The sequence below is a fragment of the Pseudoalteromonas sp. TAB23 genome (genome assembly GCF_000498075.1).
Taxonomy (GTDB): Bacteria; Pseudomonadota; Gammaproteobacteria; order Enterobacterales; family Alteromonadaceae; genus Pseudoalteromonas; species Pseudoalteromonas arctica.
Genome location: NZ_AUTP01000128.1, coordinates 29,008 through 52,268, shown reverse-complemented (window position 1 = coordinate 52,268; position 23,261 = coordinate 29,008). Strand labels below are relative to the sequence as shown.

Annotated in this window: 23 protein-coding genes (1 of these 23 running past the window's edge); 19 read left to right on the top strand and 4 right to left on the bottom strand. The window is 37.9% G+C overall.

Annotated features, from left to right (window positions below; translation table 11 throughout):
• The 3 genes from L654_RS0104670 to L654_RS0104660 form a co-directional block, all read right to left on the bottom strand.
• Nucleotides 1-488, bottom strand: the 5' end (the start) of a protein-coding gene (locus tag L654_RS0104670) for a Re/Si-specific NAD(P)(+) transhydrogenase subunit alpha (RefSeq protein ID WP_024607427.1). The gene continues 1,048 nt to the left of window position 1, outside the view; only the first 488 of its 1,536 coding nucleotides appear in the window; the start codon lies at nt 486-488; the stop codon falls past the left edge of the window.
• Between the two features lie 118 nt (nt 489-606).
• Nucleotides 607-1,626 carry an alcohol dehydrogenase AdhP gene (adhP, locus tag L654_RS0104665; protein ID WP_197173245.1) on the bottom strand — a complete coding sequence of 340 codons (1,020 nt, stop codon included), beginning with the start codon at nt 1,624-1,626 and terminating at the stop codon, nt 607-609.
• Between the two features lie 58 nt (nt 1,627-1,684).
• Nucleotides 1,685-3,076, bottom strand: coding sequence for an NAD-dependent succinate-semialdehyde dehydrogenase (locus tag L654_RS0104660; protein WP_024607425.1), 1,392 nt, complete (start codon nt 3,074-3,076; stop codon nt 1,685-1,687).
• A gap of 386 nt (nt 3,077-3,462) precedes the next feature.
• On the opposite strand from L654_RS0104660, the gene L654_RS0104655 reads away from it, so the two are divergent.
• The 3 genes from L654_RS0104655 to L654_RS0104645 all read left to right on the top strand — a co-directional run bounded on the left by L654_RS0104655 (nt 3,463) and on the right by L654_RS0104645 (nt 8,260).
• Nucleotides 3,463-5,754 (top strand): PAS domain S-box protein, encoded by a 2,292-nt coding sequence (locus tag L654_RS0104655; RefSeq protein WP_225305714.1) that lies wholly within the window; start codon nt 3,463-3,465, stop codon nt 5,752-5,754.
• Nucleotides 5,744-6,358 (top strand): response regulator, encoded by a 615-nt coding sequence (locus tag L654_RS0104650; RefSeq protein WP_024589873.1) that lies wholly within the window; start codon nt 5,744-5,746, stop codon nt 6,356-6,358. Before L654_RS0104655 ends, L654_RS0104650 begins: the two co-directional genes overlap by 11 nt.
• A 219-nt stretch (nt 6,359-6,577) precedes the next feature.
• Nucleotides 6,578-8,260 carry an EAL domain-containing protein gene (locus L654_RS0104645; protein ID WP_024607423.1) on the top strand — a complete coding sequence of 561 codons (1,683 nt, stop codon included), beginning with the start codon at nt 6,578-6,580 and terminating at the stop codon, nt 8,258-8,260.
• On the opposite strand, the gene L654_RS0104640 is transcribed toward L654_RS0104645, so the two are convergent.
• Nucleotides 8,257-9,165, bottom strand: a complete 909-nt coding sequence (locus tag L654_RS0104640) for a pyridoxal-phosphate dependent enzyme (RefSeq protein ID WP_024607422.1) — start codon at nt 9,163-9,165, stop codon at nt 8,257-8,259. The genes L654_RS0104645 and L654_RS0104640 overlap by 4 nt on opposite strands.
• 76 nt (nt 9,166-9,241) lie before the next feature.
• On the opposite strand from L654_RS0104640, the gene L654_RS0104635 reads away from it, so the two are divergent.
• The 16 genes from L654_RS0104635 to L654_RS0104565 all read left to right on the top strand — a co-directional run bounded on the left by L654_RS0104635 (nt 9,242) and on the right by L654_RS0104565 (nt 21,871).
• Nucleotides 9,242-10,165 (top strand): hypothetical protein, encoded by a 924-nt coding sequence (locus L654_RS0104635; protein WP_024607421.1) that lies wholly within the window; start codon nt 9,242-9,244, stop codon nt 10,163-10,165.
• Nucleotides 10,162-10,761: a PilN domain-containing protein gene (locus tag L654_RS0104630; protein ID WP_225305713.1), complete on the top strand. Its 600-nt coding sequence runs from the start codon at nt 10,162-10,164 to the stop codon at nt 10,759-10,761. Before L654_RS0104635 ends, L654_RS0104630 begins: the two co-directional genes overlap by 4 nt.
• Nucleotides 10,758-11,453, top strand: a complete 696-nt coding sequence (locus L654_RS0104625; protein WP_024607420.1) for a hypothetical protein — start codon at nt 10,758-10,760, stop codon at nt 11,451-11,453. Before L654_RS0104630 ends, L654_RS0104625 begins: the two co-directional genes overlap by 4 nt.
• On the top strand, nt 11,431-11,757 hold the full coding sequence (locus L654_RS0104620; RefSeq protein ID WP_024607419.1) for a hypothetical protein: 327 nt from the start codon (nt 11,431-11,433) through the stop codon (nt 11,755-11,757). The genes L654_RS0104625 and L654_RS0104620 overlap by 23 nt, the downstream gene beginning before the upstream one ends.
• Nucleotides 11,735-12,781: a pilus (MSHA type) biogenesis protein MshL gene (locus tag L654_RS1000000128525; protein WP_263640619.1), complete on the top strand. Its 1,047-nt coding sequence runs from the start codon at nt 11,735-11,737 to the stop codon at nt 12,779-12,781. The genes L654_RS0104620 and L654_RS1000000128525 overlap by 23 nt, the downstream gene beginning before the upstream one ends.
• Nucleotides 12,782-12,827: 46 nt before the next feature.
• The gene (locus L654_RS1000000128520; protein ID WP_263640618.1) at nt 12,828-13,400 is read left to right on the top strand and encodes a hypothetical protein; all 573 of its coding nucleotides are present in this window, start codon (nt 12,828-12,830) and stop codon (nt 13,398-13,400) included.
• 2 nt (nt 13,401-13,402) lie between these two features.
• Nucleotides 13,403-14,305: an AAA family ATPase gene (locus L654_RS0104610; protein ID WP_024607418.1), complete on the top strand. Its 903-nt coding sequence runs from the start codon at nt 13,403-13,405 to the stop codon at nt 14,303-14,305.
• A complete protein-coding gene (locus L654_RS0104605) occupies nt 14,302-15,444 on the top strand; it encodes a tetratricopeptide repeat protein (protein ID WP_024607417.1) in 1,143 nt (380 codons plus the stop codon). The genes L654_RS0104610 and L654_RS0104605 overlap by 4 nt, the downstream gene beginning before the upstream one ends.
• Complete coding sequence (locus L654_RS0104600) at nt 15,441-17,168, top strand: GspE/PulE family protein (RefSeq protein ID WP_024594461.1); 1,728 nt, start codon at nt 15,441-15,443, stop codon at nt 17,166-17,168. The genes L654_RS0104605 and L654_RS0104600 overlap by 4 nt, the downstream gene beginning before the upstream one ends.
• Entirely contained in the window at nt 17,155-18,375 is a 1,221-nt protein-coding gene (locus L654_RS0104595) for a type II secretion system F family protein (protein ID WP_024607416.1), read from the top strand. Before L654_RS0104600 ends, L654_RS0104595 begins: the two co-directional genes overlap by 14 nt.
• A gap of 1 nt (nt 18,376) precedes the next feature.
• Nucleotides 18,377-18,961 (top strand): prepilin-type N-terminal cleavage/methylation domain-containing protein, encoded by a 585-nt coding sequence (locus L654_RS0104590; RefSeq protein ID WP_024607415.1) that lies wholly within the window; start codon nt 18,377-18,379, stop codon nt 18,959-18,961.
• Nucleotides 18,962-18,983: 22 nt separating this feature from the next.
• Nucleotides 18,984-19,511 (top strand): prepilin-type N-terminal cleavage/methylation domain-containing protein, encoded by a 528-nt coding sequence (locus L654_RS0104585; RefSeq protein ID WP_024607414.1) that lies wholly within the window; start codon nt 18,984-18,986, stop codon nt 19,509-19,511.
• 34 nt (nt 19,512-19,545) lie between these two features.
• Entirely contained in the window at nt 19,546-20,013 is a 468-nt protein-coding gene (locus L654_RS0104580) for a type II secretion system protein (RefSeq protein WP_021032133.1), read from the top strand.
• Entirely contained in the window at nt 20,000-20,551 is a 552-nt protein-coding gene (locus tag L654_RS0104575; RefSeq protein WP_024607412.1) for a type II secretion system protein, read from the top strand. The genes L654_RS0104580 and L654_RS0104575 overlap by 14 nt, the downstream gene beginning before the upstream one ends.
• A complete protein-coding gene (locus L654_RS0104570; RefSeq protein ID WP_024607411.1) occupies nt 20,551-21,390 on the top strand; it encodes a type II secretion system protein in 840 nt (279 codons plus the stop codon). The genes L654_RS0104575 and L654_RS0104570 overlap by 1 nt, the downstream gene beginning before the upstream one ends.
• Entirely contained in the window at nt 21,380-21,871 is a 492-nt protein-coding gene (locus tag L654_RS0104565) for a hypothetical protein (RefSeq protein ID WP_024607410.1), read from the top strand. The genes L654_RS0104570 and L654_RS0104565 overlap by 11 nt, the downstream gene beginning before the upstream one ends.
• Nucleotides 21,872-23,261: the final 1,390 nt, after the last annotated feature.

Below are 23,261 nucleotides of genomic sequence, written 5' to 3'. Positions count from 1 at the left end.
CCTGCCGCTGTAATTTGTCCGGTAAAAAACCGGCCAAAATGTTGAGCTGCTTCTACAATTGCACGATAGCCTGATATGTTGGCCATTGAGCTGCGGGCATCCATTTTTTGTGCCCGAGAAATACGAGGAATGCTATCTATTGCAATGGCGGTGATACCACGCTGAGTTAAATCTTTTAGCATCTCTGGGTTTTGTGCCGGCCATAAAAAACAGATTAATGTTTGTCCGCTTTTTAGTAATGTATTTTCATCACCTTCAGGTGCTTGTACTTTTAGTACAATATCAGACTGTGCCCATACATCTTGTGCTGAGTTAACTATTTTACAACCAGCTTCACCATACGCATCATCGGCGTAATTAGCCGCCATTCCTGCACCAGTTTCAATGACAACATCAAAACCAAGCTTTGTTAATTTACTTACTACATCAGGGGTCGTCGCGACTCGTCGCTCGCCAGTGTGGATTTCTTTTGGAACACCAATTTTCATTGTCGAACCTCGATTTAAATGCCATGAAGAGGAATTAATATGTATCTAGGCGTTATGGAATTAGCGATACGATGAAATATGTTATTTACTAACATGAATCCACCGTATTTATTACTGTTTAAAGTGTAAAATCAATAACTACACGAGATGGTACTTTGCCATGTTCGAGTCTTTCAAATATTTCATTAATAGCGCTTAAAGGCTGTAATTCAATATCCGCCTTAACTTTGCCTTGTGCCGCAAAAGCGAGCGCTTCGGCCATATCTTTGCGGTTCCCAACAAATGATCCTTTAATAGTGATGCAATTTGCTACTACATCAAATAATGGCGTCGGAAACTCACCAGGCGGTAAGCCAACTAAAACACATGTACCGTGTTTACGGGTCATATTAACCCCTTGCTCAAATGCTGGTAGGGAAGGAGCCGTAATAAGTACGCCATGGGCGCCACCTTGCGTTATTTCTTTGACGGTGTCTGCTGCATTATCTGTTTTAGCATTTACGACTGCATCGGCGCCAAGTAAGGTTGCGTGTTCAAGCTTACCGTCATCAATATCTATCGCACACACTTTAAGACCCATCGCCTTGGCATATTGAATCGCTAAATGACCAAGTCCACCACAACCTGAAATTGCTACCCACTCACCTGGTTTAGCATCGGTTTCTTTAATACCTTTGTAAGTTGTAATACCAGCACAAATTATAGGGGCCGCTTGTACTGCTGATAAGCCATCAGGAATAAGTGCAACGTAATTAGGATCGGCAATAATATACTCGGCAAAACCACCATCTTTAGTGTAGCCACCAAACTCAGCATCAGGACATACTGGTTCATAAGCACTTAAGCAAAATTCACAGTGTCCACAAGCTGAATATAGCCACGGAACACCGACTCTATCGCCTACTTTTACGCTTGTAACACCTTCGCCAATTTTGGTAACTAGCCCAATGCCTTCATGGCCAGGAGTAAATGGTGGAGTTGGTTTTAATGGCCAATCACCGTTTGCTGCATGTAAATCTGTGTGGCATACACCGCAGGCTTCTGTTTTAACTAATATTTGCCCTGCATTAGGTGATGGAATATCTAAATCGCGTAGAACTAAAGGTTTGCCAAATTGCTCAACAACGGCTGCTTTCATTTTGTTATTCATAATCGTTCCTATTAATATTTAAGGGGTTTTTATTAAACTGCGCTATTTAAAATGGCGCATCAATGTCAACAACGTCGATTAGTTTGTGGTTAACAAACTCTTTAATACCCAAGCCAATTAGTTCACGACCATAACCAGAACGGCGAACACCACCAAATGGTAAGTCGGCTTTTACCATCGTTGGATGGTTTACAAACACCATGCCGGTAGATATTTTTTTGGCAACTTCTAAGCCATGATCAGGGTTTGACGTAAATACAGAGCCACCTAAGCCAAATGGAGAGTCGTTCGCAATTCTAATTGCGTCATCTTCATTTTTTGCACGAAATAACATAGACACAGGACCAAAGAATTCCCAGTTGCGAGCCGGATTATCTTCGCTAATATTCGTTAAAATAGTGGGTTGTACAAAGGCGCCTTGACTAGGTACTTTAGGACCCACTTCAGTGGCTATTGCACCAAGCTTGATCGCTTCGTTAATTTTAACTTTTAGTTCATCAGCTGCACCTTGTGATGACAATGGCGCCAAAGTTGTAGTGGGATCAAGCGGATCACCTGCTTGCAACTTAGCAACACCAGCAGTATAAAGTTCAACAAACTCATCATAAACTTCATCTTCGATGATCATTCGTTTAGACGATACACATACTTGCCCACCGTTCCAGTGACGACCAAATACTGCCCAATTAACCGTTTTTTCCATTTCAGCGTCAGCAAGTACAACAAATGCATCTGCACCACCAAGCTCTAATGTAGACTTTTTAAGTGCTTTACCAGCGGTAGAAGCAACGATTGCACCAGCGCTTTCAGAACCGGTAAGTGCAACACCACGAACTAATGGATGAGAAATGATCATTTCTGTTTGGGAATGTGCGGCGTATAGGTTTTTAAAAGCGCCTTTTGGCAGACCAGCTTCGAGCATAAGTGCTTCAAATGCTGCTGCACATTGTGGAACAATACCCGCATGTTTTAGTAGCATAGTGTTACCCGCTGACAATTGCGGCGCAATAATACGAGCAACTTGATAATACGGGAAATTCCATGGCTCAATGGCAAGCAATACACCAAGTGGTTCATGGATAATAATTGCCTCGCCCTCAGCTGAATCTGCAACGGGTAATTTTTCTGATGCGAGAAGTCTCTCAGCATTATTCGCGTAGTACTCTAAAATAGCTGCGGATAATTCAACTTCAGCCTTTGCTTCTGATGTTATTTTACCCATTTCTAAAGTTAATAAGTTGGCGTAACTAACTACATCTTTACGTAATAAGTCAGCCGCTTTTTGCATTATTTTAGCGCGAGAAGAGAAAGGTGTTTTTTTCCATGATTGAAATGCAGAATCGGCATTTTCTATTGCTTGAGTAATTTCAGCATCAGTAGCATCAGGAAAAGTTTTTATAATCTCACCTGTATATGGATTTGTTGTTGCATAGCTCATGATAATATCCTCAGTTAAATTAAATAAGACTCTGATTTTAAAATTAATAACGCTTAGAAGCTGCGTGTATAATTATGGTAAAACAAGTACTAAAGTGAGGCTATTCGTGGTGTTACGTAAATACATGTGGGAATCCACATCTTGAAAGTATAACTGTTTGATTTATTTATTTTTAATCACTTAGTTAATCCTTGACGCGGATGGGAGTGATAACGGATTATAAAATAATGCAGTGCGTAGTGGGTAAACGCATTAGTTATTAATCAACGAGGCGCTAGTTTAAATTCATCATGAATTACAGTGATAAAAAATCGAAAGTATTTTCCTCATCCCAATTAGCTATTTTATTGTACGCAATAATGGTAGGAATACTGGTTACGTGTTTAATGATTTTTATAGTATTTCATATAGATTCCCAAGAGCGAATCCATATTGAACGAGTAACGCAAAATACTGCCCAAGGTATTAAAACACTGCTTAAAGATGATTTGGAAGGGCGAATAACATCACTGTCAGAGTTATCTAAGTTGTCTTCTATATCAAGCGATATGCCACAAGGTGATTGGGAAGTAATCAGTAAAACATTGTACGATTCGCAACATGGCTATCAAGCCATAGGTTGGATTGATAGATCATTACATGTGCGAAGAATAATACCAAAGCAAGGTAATGAGATCGCCATCGATTTTAATTTGGCATTAAATCTGCCTGCATTGTTAGCCGCAATAAAAGCACAAAATACAGAACAAGCAGTCGTCACAACACCTTTGCAATCTATTTATGGTGGAGAGGGTATCGGAATATATATTCCTGTTTTTAACACCAATAAAAAACTAGAGGGTTTTATTGCAAGTGCGTTGATTTTTGAACCTTACATTAAGACAGTTGTACCTGCATTTTTACTTAAGGAATATCATTTTACGCTGTTTATTGATGGGCAAAAAGTATATTCAGATCAAACAAATTCATTTCCTGTTACAAGCATTTGGGATAAAAAAGCATCCTATGATTTACAAGGTCATAAGTGGGAGATAAGCATATCGCCCAGTGATGAGTTTTTGTATATTGCTCACTATAAAATCATGAGAATTTTAATTTCACTTGGTATTTTTATTGCTTTTTTAATTGTGTTGGCTGCTTATACTTATTTATTTGCACGCAGTAAAATAAAAGACGGGCGTTATAAGATTGAATATTTATTAAAAAATCTTCCCGGCATGGCATATCAGTCTTTTAATACTATGAGCTGGCCTATGATACTGGTTAGTGATGGGTGCGAAAGTTTAACTGGTTATTCTCGAGCTGAGTTTAAAAAAAATAGAATGCTGTGGAGGGAAATAATACATTCAGGTGATTATGAGCGAGTACAGGCGTCACTTACAGAGGCTGTCAAAGAAAAACGCTCCTTTGAACTTGAATATAGAATTAATACCAAAAATAGTGGGATCAAATTAGTGTGGGAAAAAGGAGGACCGGTTAGTTCTATTTTTAATGGTGAAGTTATTATTGAAGGATTTATTAATGATATTACCTCTATTAAGCAGGCTGAAGCTGACCTAATTAGTAGTTATGCTTTCTCTGATGCGGTAGTAAATTCAGTTGTTGAAGCCGTTATTACCATTGATCAATACGGGCTTATACAAAGTTTTAATTTTGCTGCGCAAGCTATGTTTGGTTATACCTCAGATGAAGTAAAAGATAAAAACGTAACAATATTAATGCCTACATCATTTAGTAAACACCATGACCAGCATTTAGCTCAATATTTAAAAACGAAGCAGACGCATATTATTGGTGTGGGTCGTGAGCTTGTAGCTAAGCATAAAGATGGCACAACATTTCCAATTCACTTATCTGTAAGTGAAATACAGAATCATGAAAGTACAATGTTTGTAGGTTTGATTCGAGATATTACCAAGCAACGTGCGTCAGAAGACCAAGCCCGGCTTCATACTGAACAATTAGCGCATACCGAAAGGGTCAATGCATTGGGTGAAATGGCAGCAGGAATTGCACATGAAATAAATCAACCTCTGACGGCTATTTCTCTTTTCTCTCAGACGGCAAAAAACTTTTGTGAGAAAGGGAGGTTTGACAAACTCCCCTTAATATTTGAAAAACTAAGTTTACACTCTCGTCGAGCGGGAGCCGTTATTGAGCGTATGCAGTTAATGACCAAAAAAGGGCAACGATCAAAAGAAGTCATTGATTGTATATTTTTAATAAAAGAAGTAACAAACCTAGCAGAATCAGAAGCGCGACTTCGCAATATTACTGTCAGAATAATTACATGTGATGAACAAATTGATGTGTTTGTTGATCGGGTGCAAATAGAGCAGGTTATTCTTAATTTATTACGCAATGGTATGGAAGCTATGCAGTTAAATGCTTATAAAAATGATTCAAAAATAGAGCTCGAAATAAAATTGAATGAAGATAAATATGTTGAGATATCAGTGGCTGATACCGGTGCAGGGTTACCTGAAGAAATGAGAGAGAAGTTATTTAAACCCTTTTCATCAACCAAAGAAAATGGCACAGGCATCGGTCTATCTATATCTAAAAGCATTGTTGAAGAACATGGTGGGCATATTCACTTTTATGACAATAAGCCAACAGGAGCTATTTTTATGTTTACTTTGCCAACACATAATAGAGGAGTCGTTTATGAGCGATAAGCAAAGCGTTTTTATAATTGATGACGATGAAGGTATTCGTGAAGGGCTTGAAATACTACTAGACTCTATTGATATTGACGCTCAGAGCTTTAGTTCAGGCGCTGCGTTTTTGGATGTATATAATGAAACCATGGCTGGTTGCTTAGTATTGGATATACGCATGCCTAAAATGAGTGGTTTAGAGCTACAACAAAAACTTAAAGATTTAAATTGCTCATTACCAATAATATTTATTACCGGGCATGGTGATATCCCGATGGCTGTAGAAGCGATGCGTTTAGGAGCAATTGATTTTATTAGAAAACCATTTAATGAACAGCACTTGATTGACCGTATTAATGAGGCATTGGTACTTGATGAAAAACAACATGAAAAATCACTCGATAAGCATAAAAATAAGATTAATGTTGAATCGTTGTCGAGTCGAGAACGTGAAGTGTTTGAACGAGTGACTGATGGGGCAATGAATAAAGTAATCGCGTGCGATCTTAGTATTAGTGAACGCACAGTTGAAGTTCATCGCTCTCATGTAATGGAAAAATTAGGTGCTAAAACACTCGCTCAATTAGTGCGAAGTAAAATTATGTATGAGCAATTAAATTAATTATCAGTCCATCTATTTAATAATGCTGAAATGACACAGACTTTTAAACAGCCCCCATGTAGGCTTTTATCTAATACCTAACTAATTTAAACTATTATGTCTCGTTTATCCGAGGCTTTTTATTGAATGTAGTAATAAATGTTTAAACTTGCTTTACGACCTTGTACTTCTATAGATATTGAACAACACTTTAGTTAATAATTTAACGAGTGGCAGGCTATGCAAAAGAGTAAACTCTGGCTTTTAAAGTACTTCAAAGGTATCTCTTTTGTCTTATTTTTGATGATACTTATTAGTTTTAATTTTATTTTAAATGATGCATTACATCAAAAAGTTCATGCTTCTGGCCAGCAGTTCGTTAAACAAGTTTACGAGCTGAATTTATCTCCTTCTATAAACAATGAAGTGTTGGCCGCATTAGCTAAAAGTGAAGGTTTTGTGTTGGAAGTGCCAAAGCCTGCAGAGCATTTTAGGCATTTAGTGAATATAGAGCGCGAAGTTTTTTCTTACAAAACATTAAGTTTGAGCCTCTATCACTATCCTGCTTGGGTAACACAAAGTTACTTATTTATATTGCTAAACTTGATCATATTAGGCGCAGCTAGCTGGTCTTATCGCTGGTGGGGGTTATTGAATGTAAGCCGCAAAATTACGCCTAAAAATACAATGATACAACCTACTAAAATTATTAAACAAAAACAAAATAAAATACGATTAATTAAACAAGTAAAAAAATGCGAATTAAGTTCTTTGTATGGGGGTAATACAGCATCACATAGCTTATTTTTACTCATTGAATGTAACTTTGATAAGAAAACCGATAAAGAAGCTATTTTTAAAGTGTTAATCACTAGAAAATTGACTGAATTTAAAGATGTGTCGGTAAAAATACTAAATTCCAGTTACTTGGCCGTAACCTTGCCACACATTCCTATTCCCGAGTTAGATAGCTACGTTGAAAAGCTCCATAAAAGTGTGTTTTTACTATGCCAGAATCATCAAAAAAGTATGACTCATAAAAACATTAAAATAGGTGCGTGCGACTATCGATTAGGCGCAGATAAAATTGCGGTTTATCAGTTAGCAAAATCAGCACTTATGCTATCGCAAAACAGCTTAGTGCAGCATTCTCACCGCTTAGCGTTAAATTACTGTCAAGAAAAACCACTTTCTAGTAAGCAAGTTATCGAAAATATTAAAAAGAATAAATTTATATTATTCTTCCAGCCTTTATTTGAGCTCTCTAGCGGGGAAATTTTAGAACATGAAGCTCTTATCAGAGTTAGGCATAGCCAACTTGGATTACTAGCTGCTCGTTATTTTATTAATCAGGATTATAGTAATCAAGACGCTTTAATATTAGATAAAGCAGTAATAACACAAGTTAAAAAGCTAATGCTGAGTGAATCTTCGGCCTTAACAGTTAGTGTAAATCTACACCCTAAAAATTGGTTTAATAATGTATTTTGGGAATGGTTACCTAGTCAAATAGCAGAGCTTAAATTAAGTGCTAAATTACAATTTGAAATAAGTGAGGTTGAGTTTTTTACTCATAGAGAATCGATAACTAATGCACTAAATATAATTAAAAAAAGCCGTTCACAAGTTGTGATTGATAATGTAAAAAGTAGTGAGAAAATAGCTGTATTAGCTAATTATAACCAAGTATGCGGGCTTAAATTATCATACGAACTAATTCATTTATTAAATGAAAAAACTCAAAATCAAAGGCAAATAAAAAAGATAGTTGAAGCCGCAAACCTTTTAAATTTACCTGTATATGCCGTTGGTGTAGAAACTCAAAAAGAGTTATTTACGCTTGCCAAATTGGGAGTAGTGGGGGCTCAAGGGTTTTACTTTTCCGAGCCACTTCAAGAGTTTACGCAAGCGGTATTTAATTAAATTAATCCTCTATATTTAAGTCCATTTAGCCCCTGAAGCCCGCCAGTATGAACCGCAATAATTTTACTCCCAGGTGGGAAATAATCTTGCTCGATAAGTTGCCACAATGCATACATCATTTTTCCGCTATAAATAGGTTCAAGTGGCAGATTATAGGTGCGGCTCATATCTTGGCAGAACTGCCATAACTCAGGAGAAAACTTACCATAGCCACCACCATGAAACTCGGTGAGTAACTGCCAGTTGTTTTGATTATTAGCTTTAGCGCTCAGCTTTTTTATTTCTTCATTTAAATAATTAGCTTGTTTTAATACTGCTACACCAATCACTTGTGTTGTTGAAGCACTGCCTTCTATTAATCCAGCAAGCGTGCCACCACTACCGGTAGGGCACACTAAGTAGTTATGCTCAGGTAAGCTTTGTACTAACTCTTTACATCCTAATAAGGCGTGCTCGTTTGTACCACCTTCAGGAATAATATAAGCATTTGGAAAGCGCTCTTGCAGAGCATTAAGGTAATCGGTGTCGTGGCGTTTTCGATACTCTATACGATTAACTACATGTAGGTTCATACCACAATGTTTTGCAAATTGGATTGTTGGATTGTTGTTATCCAGTTCAGGTCCGCGAATAATCGCGCGAGTTTTTATATTAAATTCTTTTCCCGCAGCTGCACAGGCGTGAATATGGTTTGAAAACGCACCACCAAAAGTCAGAATTTCTGTTTTATTTATCTTTTGCATGTACGCTAAATTATATTTTAATTTACGCCATTTATTGCCACTTATTAGCGGGTGGAGCAAATCATCACGTTTTATACCTAAATAAATGTTTCTCTTTTTTAGAAACGAGCTATGTATTTGTTGAATATAGTTATTTTCATCTATTATGAATGTTTCATGCATTTTTTTGGTTTTCAATTTGGCAAAGTAGTTAAAATGTACGACACTTATTTCATACACAATTAACAATAGTAGCTATATGAAAGAAAAGCTGTTTTCATGGTTAAATCGTAGTTTAGATCCAAATACAGCTATTGGTGTTGCAACTTACGCAGATACTGTTAACGCAGTATGTTTAAAAAAACAACGCGACCAATGGATGGTTCACAGTTCTCACAGTGTAAATGTGTCTGAGCAAACCGATTATACCGCTGCAATTGTTGCTTGTACAAATGAGGTTTCTACTGATATTTGTGCAGTTAATTTAGTCATACCGCACTACTTTTATCAAATAGTGCAAATGGATAAACCAAACCTTAGTGATGAAGAAATCATTCAGTCACTCCCTTGGACTACAAAAGATTTAGTTGATATAGCGCCTGAAAATATTGTGGCTGATTTTATCGATTATCCAATAACATTACCGATGCAAAGCAGCAAAATGAATGTGTTTATTACGAATAAGCTGCAACTACTTCCGTTTATAGACAGTTTTGAACAAACTAAACCTGTTTTGCGTGCAATGACCTCTGAAGAAATGGTTTTAGTTACCTTGTTTGGCTCATACAAAGAGGCGCATATGCTGATTGTGCAACATGCTAATCATGAACCTCGAATCTTAATTATTCGTGATGGGCAATTAGTATTAGCTAGGCGATTAAATGGTTTTTTAGGTATTTCAGATAAGGATCAAAATCAAGAATTGGTAGAAGCGTTAGGATTAGAAATTCAGCGTTCTATGGACTTTTTTGAAAGCCAGCTCAAGCAACCACCAATTCGCAGCATTCAGTTACAGTGCGATGATTTATCCTCATTAACTCTTAGAGCCGGGCTTGCAGAGTTTTTACAAGTAAAAGTTGTAGATTTTGAGCCTAACTTAGAATTCGCGCAGCAATTAGAGCCAAATTTTTATTATGCGCTTGGGGCAGCCTATCAATTAACAGATCCTGAGTCTGTGCTATGAAAACCCGGATTAACTTTTATCAAAAAACCTTACGCGTACGGCGAGACCCAGTCCCTTTGTCTGGAATGATTACGTTGTGGTTAGGTGCGCTATTAATTATTGCAATCACGTGGGCTTTTTACAGTTATAAAACATATTCTAGTGAGCTTGATTTAGAACAAAATAGGCAATATCTCAAACAAGGAAAAGCTCAGTTAGAAGTTGTAAAACAGCAGTTAGCAGAGAAACAAAATAAAACACTCTTTATTAATGAGCTAAAAACACTTCAGCAAGAGGTTTTGCACAAGCAGCAAATATTTAGCTATTTAGAGCAAAGTTCAGATCAGTCTGCAACCGATTACGCACAGGTAATGCACGATTTAGCTAAGTATCATGAACCTAATATTTGGCTGACCCACATTAAGTTTGTAGGGCAAAGTGTGACGCTTCAAGGTCAAACATCACAATCAAAATTCTTACCAATTTGGTTTGATAATTTAAAACAGTCGCCATTTTTTATTGATAAAGAGTTTTCAGTTTTAGAGTTATCTACGCAAGCAGGTGTGAGTGAATTTAATGTAGCGACAGACCTTAGTGATGAGGGCGATAAACCATGAGCCAAACAACAAGTCGCCAGAATAATAAAAATAAAGGTTGGCCATTATGGGTCAAATACCAAGCTCAGTTTGCATCGCTGCAAAAACGTGAGAAGTATTCCACCTTATTTGTTGGTTTGTTTATAGTGATTTACCTCGGTCTCTGGTTCGTTATTTTTCCACAGCAAGATGAAGTTGCCAACATACGTTCAAAGCACAATACAACGCTGCAAGAGTTACAGCAGATAAATGCGCAACTCTCCATGTTAAACCAAGCACTAAACTACGACTACACTAAGGTTTTACGCGGTCAAATTGCACAAACCAGAGATGAATTAGCCGAAATAAATAATCAACTTAATAGTTTTAGCCAAGGCTTTGTAGCTGCTAAAAATGTACCTGCCGTTTTAAAAGATTTGCTCGTAGATAGTAGCGACGTAAAAGTGAGTAGCTTTAATGTAAAACCAGCACGGGCTATCGATGTAGAAAAACTAGGTGAACATGATACGCAAACATTATTTTTTGAGCATCAGATGGTAGTTACTTTGCAAGGTAGCTACTTTAGCTTACAAAAATATTTAGCCGCATTAAAAAATAATCAAGATAAGTTATTAATACAAGAGTTTAGTTATCAGGTACTAGAGTACCCTCAAGCTGAATTAACTTTACAAATTGCTACAGTGAGCGCTAATGAAAAATTTATCGCATTATAATTTATATTTTTTATTACTTTTGTTCGCTTTAGCACCGAGTGCGCTTGCGCAACTTCGCGATCCGACTCAGCCAAATATGTTCGTGAGTAACAATAGTCCAATTAAGCAAAGTACAGAACTTAAATTGCAATCTATTATTAAAAACAGTACAGCATTTAAGGCCATTATTTCAGGCCATATTTATCGAGTTGGTGATGCTGTAGATAATTTTCGGGTGCTAAGCATTAACTCAAAACAGGTTGTGTTAGCAAATGATGATAAACAAATAAAATTAGAATTATATGACTATGAAATTAAAAAATAATTTATCTCATCCGTGGCTTGTTCTTCTATTGTTACCTACATTTTTAACTGCGTGCCATAGCTTTAAACCAGGCAAAGAGGTTAAAAACCATATAGAGCAAGAATTATCTGAAAGACCTACAGAGCCTAAAGTAATTGCGCCTTTACAAATGCCAAGCGAACTTACACAAAGCTTATTGTCATCTATAAATAATGAGCAAACTATAAGTGATGATTTATCTATCAAGCGTTTTGATGTCGCAGCAAATGATGTCGAAATAGGCGCTTTTTTTGCAGGCTTAACAGACGATACCCCTTTTAGTGTTGCTGTGCATCCTGAGGTAAATGGCACAATTAATTTAAATCTTAAAAGCGTTACGTTTAATGAAGTCATTAATGTTATTAAGCGTATGTATCCTTTAGATATTGTTAATGAAGGACGAATTGTACAAGTACTACCAGCCAAAATGCGCACAGAAACAATACCTGTAAATTATTTAATGATGCAACGCCATGGTCAGTCTACAGTGAGTGTTGTTGCTGGTGGGGTGAGTCAATTTGCACAAAGTGGCAGTGGTTCGAGTGGTTCAAGTTCAGGTAGTAGTAACCAGCAAAATAGTGAGTTTGGCGGCGATAATCAAAGCTTAGATTTAAATGGTTCTCGAATCCAAACAATTAATAAAAACGATTTTTGGAAGGAATTAGAAGTTGCCCTTAAGTCTTTAATTGGCGCAAGCGATGGGCGATATGTTGTTGCAAGCCCACAAGCTAGTTTGGTAACCGTAAATGCATTACCAAGCGAAATTAGTCAGCTAAAAGAGTTTTTACGTCAAAGCCAAGAAAACCTACAACGCCAAGTTATTCTAGAAGCAAAAATAATAGAAGTAACCTTAAAAGATGAGTACCAACAAGGGGTCAACTGGGAGCGCATAGCCAGTGGTTTAGAAGGCGGTATTTCGTTTGCTACAACAGCGGGTTCTACAATTAGTAATAGCATTTCGGCTNGCCATTGGCGGAGCGTCATCGCTGACAATTCAAAAAGGTGACTTTAACGGGGTTATTAATTTGCTAGAAACCCAAGGTGATGTGCAAATGTTATCCAACCCTCGCGTTACGGCTACAAACAATCAAAAAGCAGTTATAAAAGTAGGGCAAGACGAATACTTTGTTACTAATGTATCAAGTACGACGGTAACAGGTACTGCTACAACTACCTCGCCTGAGATTGATTTAACGCCGTTCTTTTCTGGTATTGCCCTTGATGTAACGCCGCAAATTGACAAGTACGGCTCAGTTATTTTGCATGTTCACCCTTCAGTAACTGAAACAGAAGAGCAGCTAAAGGTAATTACTTTAGACGATCAACGTTTTGAGTTGCCTCTAGCGCAAAGCAACATTCGAGAGTCAGATACCGTTATTCGCGCTCAAAGTGGCGAAATAGTGGTTATTGGTGGTTTGATGCAAACGTCAACACAGGATGAAGAATCAAAAACACCCGTGCTGGGTGATATCCCCATATTTGGCAACTTATTCAAAAGTATTCGTAAACGCCAAGAGAAAAAAGAACTAATTATTTTAATCAAACCAACCGTTGTTATGCCCGATACTTGGAAAAAACAACAAGGTGAAAGCCGTCAGCTTTTAAAAACATGGTATGAAAATTAACTATGTATTTAAGCTTTTTTAATTTAAGTGAAATGCCTTTCACGCTAACCCCTAACACACAATTTTTTTGTGCACTTGAACCGCACCACGAAGCGATGCAAGTGCTAACAACAGCCATTGAGATGGGTGAAGGGTTTATTAAAGTCACCGGTGAAGTTGGGACAGGTAAAACGTTGCTTTGTAGAAAGCTATTAAACCAACTTGAGCCAGATTACATTGTGGCTTATTTACCTAACTCTTATTTAAGCCCTGAAGAGCTTAGATGGGCGATTGCAATTGAGCTGGGTATGGATGTGGATAAAGCATTGGATCAACAAGCACTAGGGCAGCTTATAAATCATCACTTACTCGACTTACAAGAAGATAATGAGCGCGTAGTGCTTTTGATTGATGAGGCGCAATGCTTGAGTTGGGAGACTCTAGAGGCGTTGAGATTATTTACAAACTTAGAAACAGAAAGCGAAAAGTTGATTCAAGTTGTGTTATTTGGGCAACCTGAACTTGATGAAAAACTGGCAAATAATAAAGTAAGGCAGTTACGCCAACGTATTAGTTTTTCGTATAAATTACGGGCGATGACTGGCGCTGAGGTTGTTTATTATATAAATCACCGCTTACAAGTTGCAGGATTTAATAGGCCTCCTTTATTTAATAATAGTATGGGGCTTAAGATTGCCAGAGCAAGCCGTGGAATTCCTAGGTTAGTTAATATTTTATGTCACAAAGCACTATTACAAGCTTACGGTGAAGGGTTAAATATAATAACAAATCGCCATATTCAGCTTGCCATAAAAGATACCGAAGACTGCGCAAAATATCGAACAGGCCAATATTGGAGCTACAGCGCGTTAATGTTTAGTGTTTTAGCTATTGCTGCCATATGGGTATGGAGGCAGTGGTTATGAGCGTTATAAATAATATGCTTAAAAATATTGAGCAACGTGAAGCTAAACAAGTGAATATTCAAGAAGGTATAAGCGTAAAGCCAATATATGATGTAAAAAACATTGTATTTAAAGCCGTAATTTTACTTATTATGCTAAGTGTCATTTTTTTAGCATACCTGTATTTACCGACCGCCGACAAAAAAGAAACTCAACGTGAGTCTGTTTTACCACAGCAAAAAATGGTCGCGGTTTTGAGCTCTAATTTATCTGATTCTCAAGATGAAAAAAGCACTGTAGAGCCTTTAGTTGAGCAAGAAGTTGTGAAGAAGGCTGTGCAAGTTGAGCAAATAAAACCAGAAGTGAATGATTTAGCTGAATCCAAGTTGAGTGAAGCAACATTACTGGTTTCTCAACCAACGGCTGAGCCGGTTGTAATTGCCGAGGTTAAACAAAGCCCTGCACTAGCTAAAGATAATGTGTTAGTGGCTAGCAAAGTTATTGTCAGCAAGCCAAAAATTACTTCAGTGACTAAAACTAAGCCACAAAATACTATGATCAAAAGCGCGGCAGAAACTAAGTCACCACAGGCTTTATTAGTCGAGCAATTAGCAGCAGCTAAACAGGCAATACAGTTTGGCTTATACAACGAAGCTATTAGTGATTTAAACATTATTTTAGCGCAATCGCCTTTACATGTTGAGGCTCGAAATTTACTGGCTGCAACTTACTTTAAACAACAAGATATAAATTCGGCAGAGCAGGTTTTGCAAGCGGGTATTCGCCAAAACCCTAACGTAGTTGAATGGCGTGTAATGCTAAGCAAAATACTCATTATGCAACAACAGTATGAAGGAGTATTACTGCTTTTAAGTGATGAATTTGAATCCCAGGCGAATCTTGATTTTTGGGTGCTGCAAGGTACTGCTGCGCAAAGTGCGAGTAAGCACCATAAAGCACTTGAAAGCTTTAAACATCTTACACAGCTCCAGCCTAGTCAAGCCAAGTGGTGGCTTGCACTTGCAACCTCAAAAGATGCACTAGGAGAGTACCTTGATGCTAAACAGCTTTATAAAGTAGCTCTAGATTTAGGTGGGTTAAATACCGCTATGACTCAGCATGCATTACAGCGTTTAGTTGCACTAAAGGAGGCCGTATGAGACCTAGTTTAAAAATGCGCTTAGGCGATTTACTTGTTCACGAACACATGATCACCGAAGCACAGCTAAGTGAAGCATTAAATGTTCAAGCGGCGACTGGTCGTAAATTAGGTTCGACGCTTATTACCCTTGAGTTTATTAGTGAACCACAATTATTACGCTTTTTAGCGCAGCAATTACAGGTACCTTTTTTAGATATATCACAGCGAAAAATATCACACGATGTATCTAAGCTTTTATCTGAGGTATATGCGCGTCGTTACAGAGCACTAGTAATCGAAGACAATGGTGACTCTGTTTTGGTCGGGATGAGCGATCCTGCTGATTTAAGGGGGCTTGATCAACTTGCGACTATGCTTGCTCCTAAACGAATAGATTTAGCTGTTGTACAAGAAAGCCAAATCATGGCTGCGTTTGACAACGTATATCGTCGTACAGATGAAATTACCAACTTTGCAGCACAACTCCATGAAGAATATCAAGACGTAGAAGAGTTTGATTTAAACTCTTTAGGTGATGAGACATCTGATGCAACCGTCGTAAAGTTACTGCAATCAATATTTGAGGATGCTGTGCAAGTTCGCGCATCTGATATTCATATTGAGCCAGATGAAGGTTTGCTTCGCATTCGTCAACGTGTAGATGGAATATTACAAGAGCACACTCTTAACCAAGTAAAAATAGCATCGGCACTAGTGCTACGTTTAAAGCTTATGTCGGGATTAGATATATCTGAAAAACGCCTCCCTCAAGATGGCCGGTTTAATATAAAAGTGCGCAGCCATAGTATTGATGTGCGCCTATCTACCATGCCGGTTCAGCATGGTGAATCAGTTGTAATGCGTTTGCTTGATCAATCTGCAGGATTATTATCGTTAGATGAAACAGGCATGCCGGCGCACATATTAAAACGTGTGCGCAGCATTATAAAACGTCCACATGGCATGGTTTTAGTTACTGGGCCAACAGGCTCGGGTAAAACAACCACACTTTATGGTGCATTAAGTGAGTTAAACCAACAAGAAAGTAAAATTATTACAGTAGAGGATCCCGTTGAGTATCGTATTGGCCGTATTAACCAGGTACAAATAAATAATAAAATAGGGCTAAGTTTTGCCAGTATTTTACGGACCGCTCTAAGGCAAGATCCTGACATCATAATGGTTGGCGAAATGCGTGACCAAGAAACCGTAGATATTGGATTAAGGGCCGCTTTAACAGGCCACCTAGTACTATCAACGTTACATACCAATGATGCAATTACCAGCGCTATGCGCTTAATTGATATGGGCGCACCGGCTTACTTAGTGGCAAGTTCACTGCGAGCGATTATTGCTCAGCGATTAGTAAGGCGAGTATGTAATGACTGTAGAGTACCGTACTTGCCAGATCGCCAAGAAATAAGTTGGTTAAAATATTTAGGCGAAGAGATTACAGATGCTCAATTTTCTAAAGGGCAAGGTTGCACAGCATGTAATCACACTGGTTATAAAGGACGTGTAGGTATTTTTGAGTTGCTCGAAATGGATGATGCAATGATGGATGCATTGCGCGCTAACGACACACAAGGTTTTGCGAAAGCCGCTAAAAATAGCGCAAACTTTTCGCCACTCTCAGCAATGGCATTAAATTACGCTAAGAAAGGTATTACCTCTTTAGATGAAGTATTTAAAGTGGCTGAATATATCCCAGAAATAGTAGGGGATATTGATGCAACTATATAGCTATAAAGCGAAAGACAGCAAAGGTGTTTTGGTAAAAGGCCAATTAGAAGCGAGTAACCAAGCTGGCGTAGCTGATAGTTTAATGAAGCGTCAATTTATACCAATATCAATTTCTTTAGTTGAAACAAAAAATAATATTAAAATTTTTGATAATTTATTTGTCGAAAAAATAACGCTAGACGACATGATTATGTTTTCTAGACAAATGTATTCGCTACTAAAAGCGGGTATTCCAATTATACGAGCAATGATTGGATTGGCAGATACAATACAAAATAAAGAATTTAAAAATGTATTGATGGAAGTTACCAGGCAACTTGAGCAAGGCCGTGACTTATCCAGTGCAATGGCAATTCATAACGAGGTATTTAGCCGCTTAACCGTGTCAATGGTGATGGTTGGTGAAGGTTCTGGCCGATTAGAAGATGCATTTTATCAACTCGCTATTTACTTTGAAAAAGAACAGGAAACTCGCAAACGGATAAAAGCAGCTATGCGCTACCCTACTTTTGTTATTTTGGCTCTTGTAGCAGCTATGGTTATTTTAAATATTTTTGTAATTCCTACCTTTGCTAGCATGTTTGCCAAATTCGATGCCGAATTGCCGTTAATGACTCAAATATTAATTGGTACTAGCAGCTTTTTTGTAAATTACTGGTGGTTATTGTTGGTAATGGGTATTGGAGCGGTATTTGCGTGGAAGCGTTATTTAAATACAGAACCAGGACGTTTTAAGTGGGATCAATATAAATTAAAAATTCCATTTATTGGAGATATTTTAAAACGCACATTGCTTGCGCGCTACAGCCAAAGTTTAGCTATGGTATTGCGCTCTGGTGTACCTATGACCACTGGATTATCGCTAACAGCGCATGCCGTAGATAATAGCTATATGGAAAAAGCGATTATTACTATGCGCCAAGATATAGAAAAAGGCGATAGCTTACTTAGAGCCTCAAAAAGTTCTGAGCTGTTTTCTCAGCTTGTATTACAGATGGTCGCTGTAGGTGAAGAAACCGGTCGGGTTGATGAGTTACTTCAAGAAGCAGCTGATTATTATGAGCGTGAAGTTGATTATGACTTACGAAGCTTAACTGCAAAAATAGAACCTATTTTAACTGTGTTTGTTGCCATTATGGTGCTGATTTTAGCGTTGGGTATTTTTATGCCTATGTGGAACATGATGTCGGCAATTAAAGGGAATTAAGGTGAACACAACCACAGCTTACTCAAAAGGTTTCTCATTATTTGAGTTAGTTATTGTTGTTATTTTACTGGCAGTAATTTTGAGCTTTGCTATACCTCAATATATAGGTATTAAAAATCAAGCGCATAATGCAAGCGTAGATGCTATTGCGGGTAGTTTTTCATCGGCTGTTGGGATGGTTAGAGGTCAATGGGAGTTAGAAGGGAGACCAAATAGTAAGTCAAATAAAACATTTGTTAATTATGGAGGAGTAATAGTTGGTGTTGATGGATCGTTAGGTACACCAACGAGTGACGAAACAGAAAAAAAAGATACTCGTGCAGAGTCTATAAATGCTCATAAATGCCGCCAAGTATTAAATGTAATTTTACAAGATGCACCAAGCAGTACCTTAAGTAGTGAAATATCGATAATAAAAAGTGTAAGTTTTTTAGTTAGGTACAATGCAGAAAGTACGCAATGCGTCTATTATTTAACTCATATCATTGATATTAAAAGTATACCTACCAATACGGGTGAAATATCAGGTTTAACAGGTTTTTCATACTTTGCTAAAACAGGCAAAGTAAAAATATTTAAAAACTAAGTAATTAAAAAGAGGCTTATTTATGAAAACGCAATCGTTAAAAAGTTTACCAATGAATAAACAAGCAGGTTTTACACTTGTTGAATTGATCATCGTAATTGTTATTTTGGGCATTTTAGCTGTTACTGCAGCACCTCGTTTTTTAAACTTGCAAGGTGATGCGAATGCTTCAACACTTGAAGGCTTACAAGGGTCGATTCGCAGTGGTATGAATATTGTAAATGGCAAATCTATTATTGCTAGTGATCACAAAAAGGCAACGGCTACAGTTACTGTAGATACTGGTGTACCAGTACCTACTGTTTATGGTTACCCAGCAGCAACACTTGCTGCATTTGAGGCATTTTTAGATGTTAGCTTTGCTCCATCTACAGCACCAGACACAGATGACTTTAATATTGATGCGACAACAACAGGAACAGTTATTATATACCCTAATAGTTACATTGCTGATGATGAGTGCAGAATTGAATACATACAAGCAACTGCAACTACAGGGCCTGTTGTAGTAACGCCTCCTACAATTAATATTTTTACTGATGAATGTTAATTAATATTAAATGATAAGCAGTAGTAGGCAACGATTGCGTGGCTTCACACTCATTGAGTTAATTATTACTCTAGTGATATTGGGAATACTGTCGGTAACGGCAGTTCCCAAATTTCTGGGCAGCTCAACAGAAGATGCATACTCATATCGAGACCGTACTTTAAATGCACTGAGAACAGTGCAGTTACGTGCAATGCAAAATACAGCGACAACAAGTTGCCATACTCTTTATATAACCTCCACACTTATTGCTCCCCCCACACCTGATACATGTATCGGTGGCGCTGATACCAACAACACCGATCATTTAGTGGTACAAATAAACACGCAAAGAAGTGATATAACATTTAGCGCTTTAGATAGTAACGCGAATATATTTACCCAAATTAGTTTTGATCCTTTAGGTAAATCAAATCAAACCTGTACTTCGCAGTGTCGAATAGATGTTGGATTAGCTGGCGTATGCATAAGTGGTGAAGGGCTTATCTATGCGTGCCCTTAAAGTAAAAGGTTTTACTCTAATAGAGCTTATTATTGGCATAGTGATGTTTGCTATTGCATTAAGCATTATTACCGCGCTCATTGCCCCACAAGCCAAAAAAAGTGCAGAGCCAATTATTGCTTTAAGAGCCTCTGAATTTGGTCAATCATTAATGAACGAAATTCAAAGTAAATCGTTTGATGAGCACAGCGATAGAAGCGCACCTTTTAGACGTTGCGGCGAAACAACCTTAGGTGCAGAGCCTTGTACCGCAGAGGGTGATTTAGGCGTCGATAACTTAGGGGCAGGCCTAGAAACCCGAACCAGTTATAACGATGTAGATGACTATATTGCATTGTCTAACCAGCCTATTACTAATAGCTTAGGTGAGGTGTTAAGCCAATACAGTGACTTTAACTTAGTTATTACAGTTGAGTACGATAGCGACTTTAACGAATTGACCATCAACGATGGCACAACCTTTAAGCGTATTACTATTGAAGTAACATCACCCTTAGGCGAAGTTTACGGATTTAGTGCATATAAAGGGAATTACTAATGCAAAGAGCTAAATACCAAAATGCATTTACCCTTATAGAACTATTACTTGTCATGGTTATTATTGGTATTTTAGCCGTAAGTGCATTTTCATTTATTGGTGCTGGGGTCAGTATTTACTCACAAGGGGTTGAACGCCAAGAAGCAGTAGCCCAGGCCCGTTTTTTAATAACGCGACTTAGTAAAGAATTGCGCCACGCTACGCCAAATTCATTAAGGCTTTCTTGTGATAATAATACTAGCGGGGCCTGTAGTGCTCAGCAGTGTTTAGAATTTACGCCGTTTTTATCGGCCACTCACTATACAAATTACCTACCTACCGTAGCGCCTTTTAATGTTAGCGCTGTTGATTTTGAACTTAATAACTTAACGCAGCCGCAAGCTGGAGATTGGGCAACGATATACCCATTAAGCAGTGCTGATATATACGATGAGAATAATAATAAGCGTTTGCAAGTATCAGCATTTAATAGTTCAGCGAGCGAAATTGATGAGTGGCAATTTAGCAAAGCATTTACCCAAGAGTCGCCGAGTAAACGCCTTTATTTACTTTCAGAACCTGTAAGTTTTTGCGTTGAAGGGCAGTATTTATATAGATATACCAATTACGGTTTTACTATTAATCAATCAGATGCTGTGAGCTTACAAATAAGCAGTGGTGTTAAACGTGATTTATTAGGTATTTACATTGCTAACAATTTAGCGAGCGATTTATTTTTTACTCTTGATTCACTCTCTCTACAAAGAAACGCTGTGCTTAATGTGAATGCGCAAATGCAATTTAACGATACTGAAGTAATGAACTTTAACCATGAGGTACATATTCCTAATGTACCTTAAAAAAAATCCTCACGGAAAAGCCTTACCCAGTAAACAAAAAGGGAACTTAATAATTGTTTCTTTAGTAATTATTGTTGCTTTATTAGCACTAGGATTAGCATTAGTTAAAGTGCTTTCTGGTGCATCTCAACAAAATACGATTGAGTATTATGGGGCTCGCGCTTTTATGGCAGCACAAAGCGGCCTAGAAAGTGGTTTAACGCAACTATTTCCAACAAATAGCTCAGTTCAAAGCTGTACATCAGTTACTACTGATTTAACCTTCCAAACTGCATATTTAGCTAACTGTAAAGTAGTGGTGAGTTGCGATGAATATATAGACTTACCTGATAGCAGTACAACAAACGGGCTTGTGAATATATATTACTTACAAAGCAGTGCAACATGCGCCGCAATTGATTGCCCTGCAGGGAGTAGCTGCAGAAAAGATTATTGGCAAACACAAAGAACGCTCAGTCTGGAGGCTAAAACTTTACCATGATGAAAAATGCATTGGTCACTATATTTTTTAGCTGCGTGTTACTTTGTAATTACGCAAATGCAGTGCCTCCAAAAATCGAAGGCCGTTATATAGAGCTGCAAGATACATATACATCGCCTGTTTGGACAAAAGTTAATTTTCAACAGCAATATATAACGCCTCCTGCTGTTTTTATGCTCTCAACAAACCAAGGCGGAAACCCTGCAATAATAAGAATACGTAATATAACCACAACTAGCTTTGAGGCCTTACCGCTTGAACCTTCAGGAGAGGATGGCGGGCATATTAGTATGGGAGCGCACTATTTAGCTATTGAGTATGGTGTGCATCAATTTCCAGACGGCACAATTATGGAAGTAGGTAATACTGATCTATTACTCGAATTACAGTATGGCTCTAAGTCTGGTTTTGCTCCACTAACACCTAAAAGCTATAAGCCTTTAACATTTGCTGAACCGTTTACTCAAAGGCCAAACTTTTTCCATTCCTTACAAACACTCAATAGCATAGACAGCAAACCACCTTCTGAGGCATTAATTCCGTTTTTAACAGTTGCAGTAGAAAGTAATTCTCTATCTGCCAGCGGCGTTAATATTGCTTTAGAAGCATCTGAAACAGCACTTGGGCTCATAAAAACCGAAACTGTTGCCTATATGGCTGTAGAGCCCGGAAGTAACCGCACATTTTCTGACGATAATGGCGTTGAGGTATCATGGGAAACTTTTTTCACAGGCTTTGAAGTTGACGGCTGGAGCAATGGCTGTAATTACTTTAGTTTTACTAATAATTTTAATGTGGCTCCGTTAGTTGTAGCAAGTAAAAACTCACGCCAAGAAGATGATGGCGGGTGGCTACGCAGCTGTAACCTTAGGACCGACAGGTTAGGGCTTGTTGTTGACGAAGATCGTGATGGCGATAACGAGCGCCGTCACGTAAACGAGGAAGCATCAATACTCGCCATGACCAGTACCTTTGTATTTAATGGTGATATTTTAGATTGTGATACGTTATTCCCGGGCGCTATTTCTACTTATAACAATGGTGAAGTGCAGCTGGTGCAGGGAGTAGAAATAACCGATGGTAATGCGCAGTTTGTCACCACCACAAGTTTAATTTCTACAGCGCTGACGAGCCCTCCTTTGTGTAATGGTCAGGCGTGTGTTGCTGGTGGTTATAACTCTTTAGAACCGAATCAAGCGGCGCAGGTGCCAACGGTTACAAATGATGGTAGCTCAACAGGGCCCGTACCTACTTCTTTAGCTGGCGACTATTATTACGATGAGTTGCAGTTAAGTATGCTGGAAACACAATACAGAGTAACAGCGCCTACACGTATTTTTTTAAAAGACACAACCTCACTTCTATCAACTTCATTTTTGAATATAGGTAA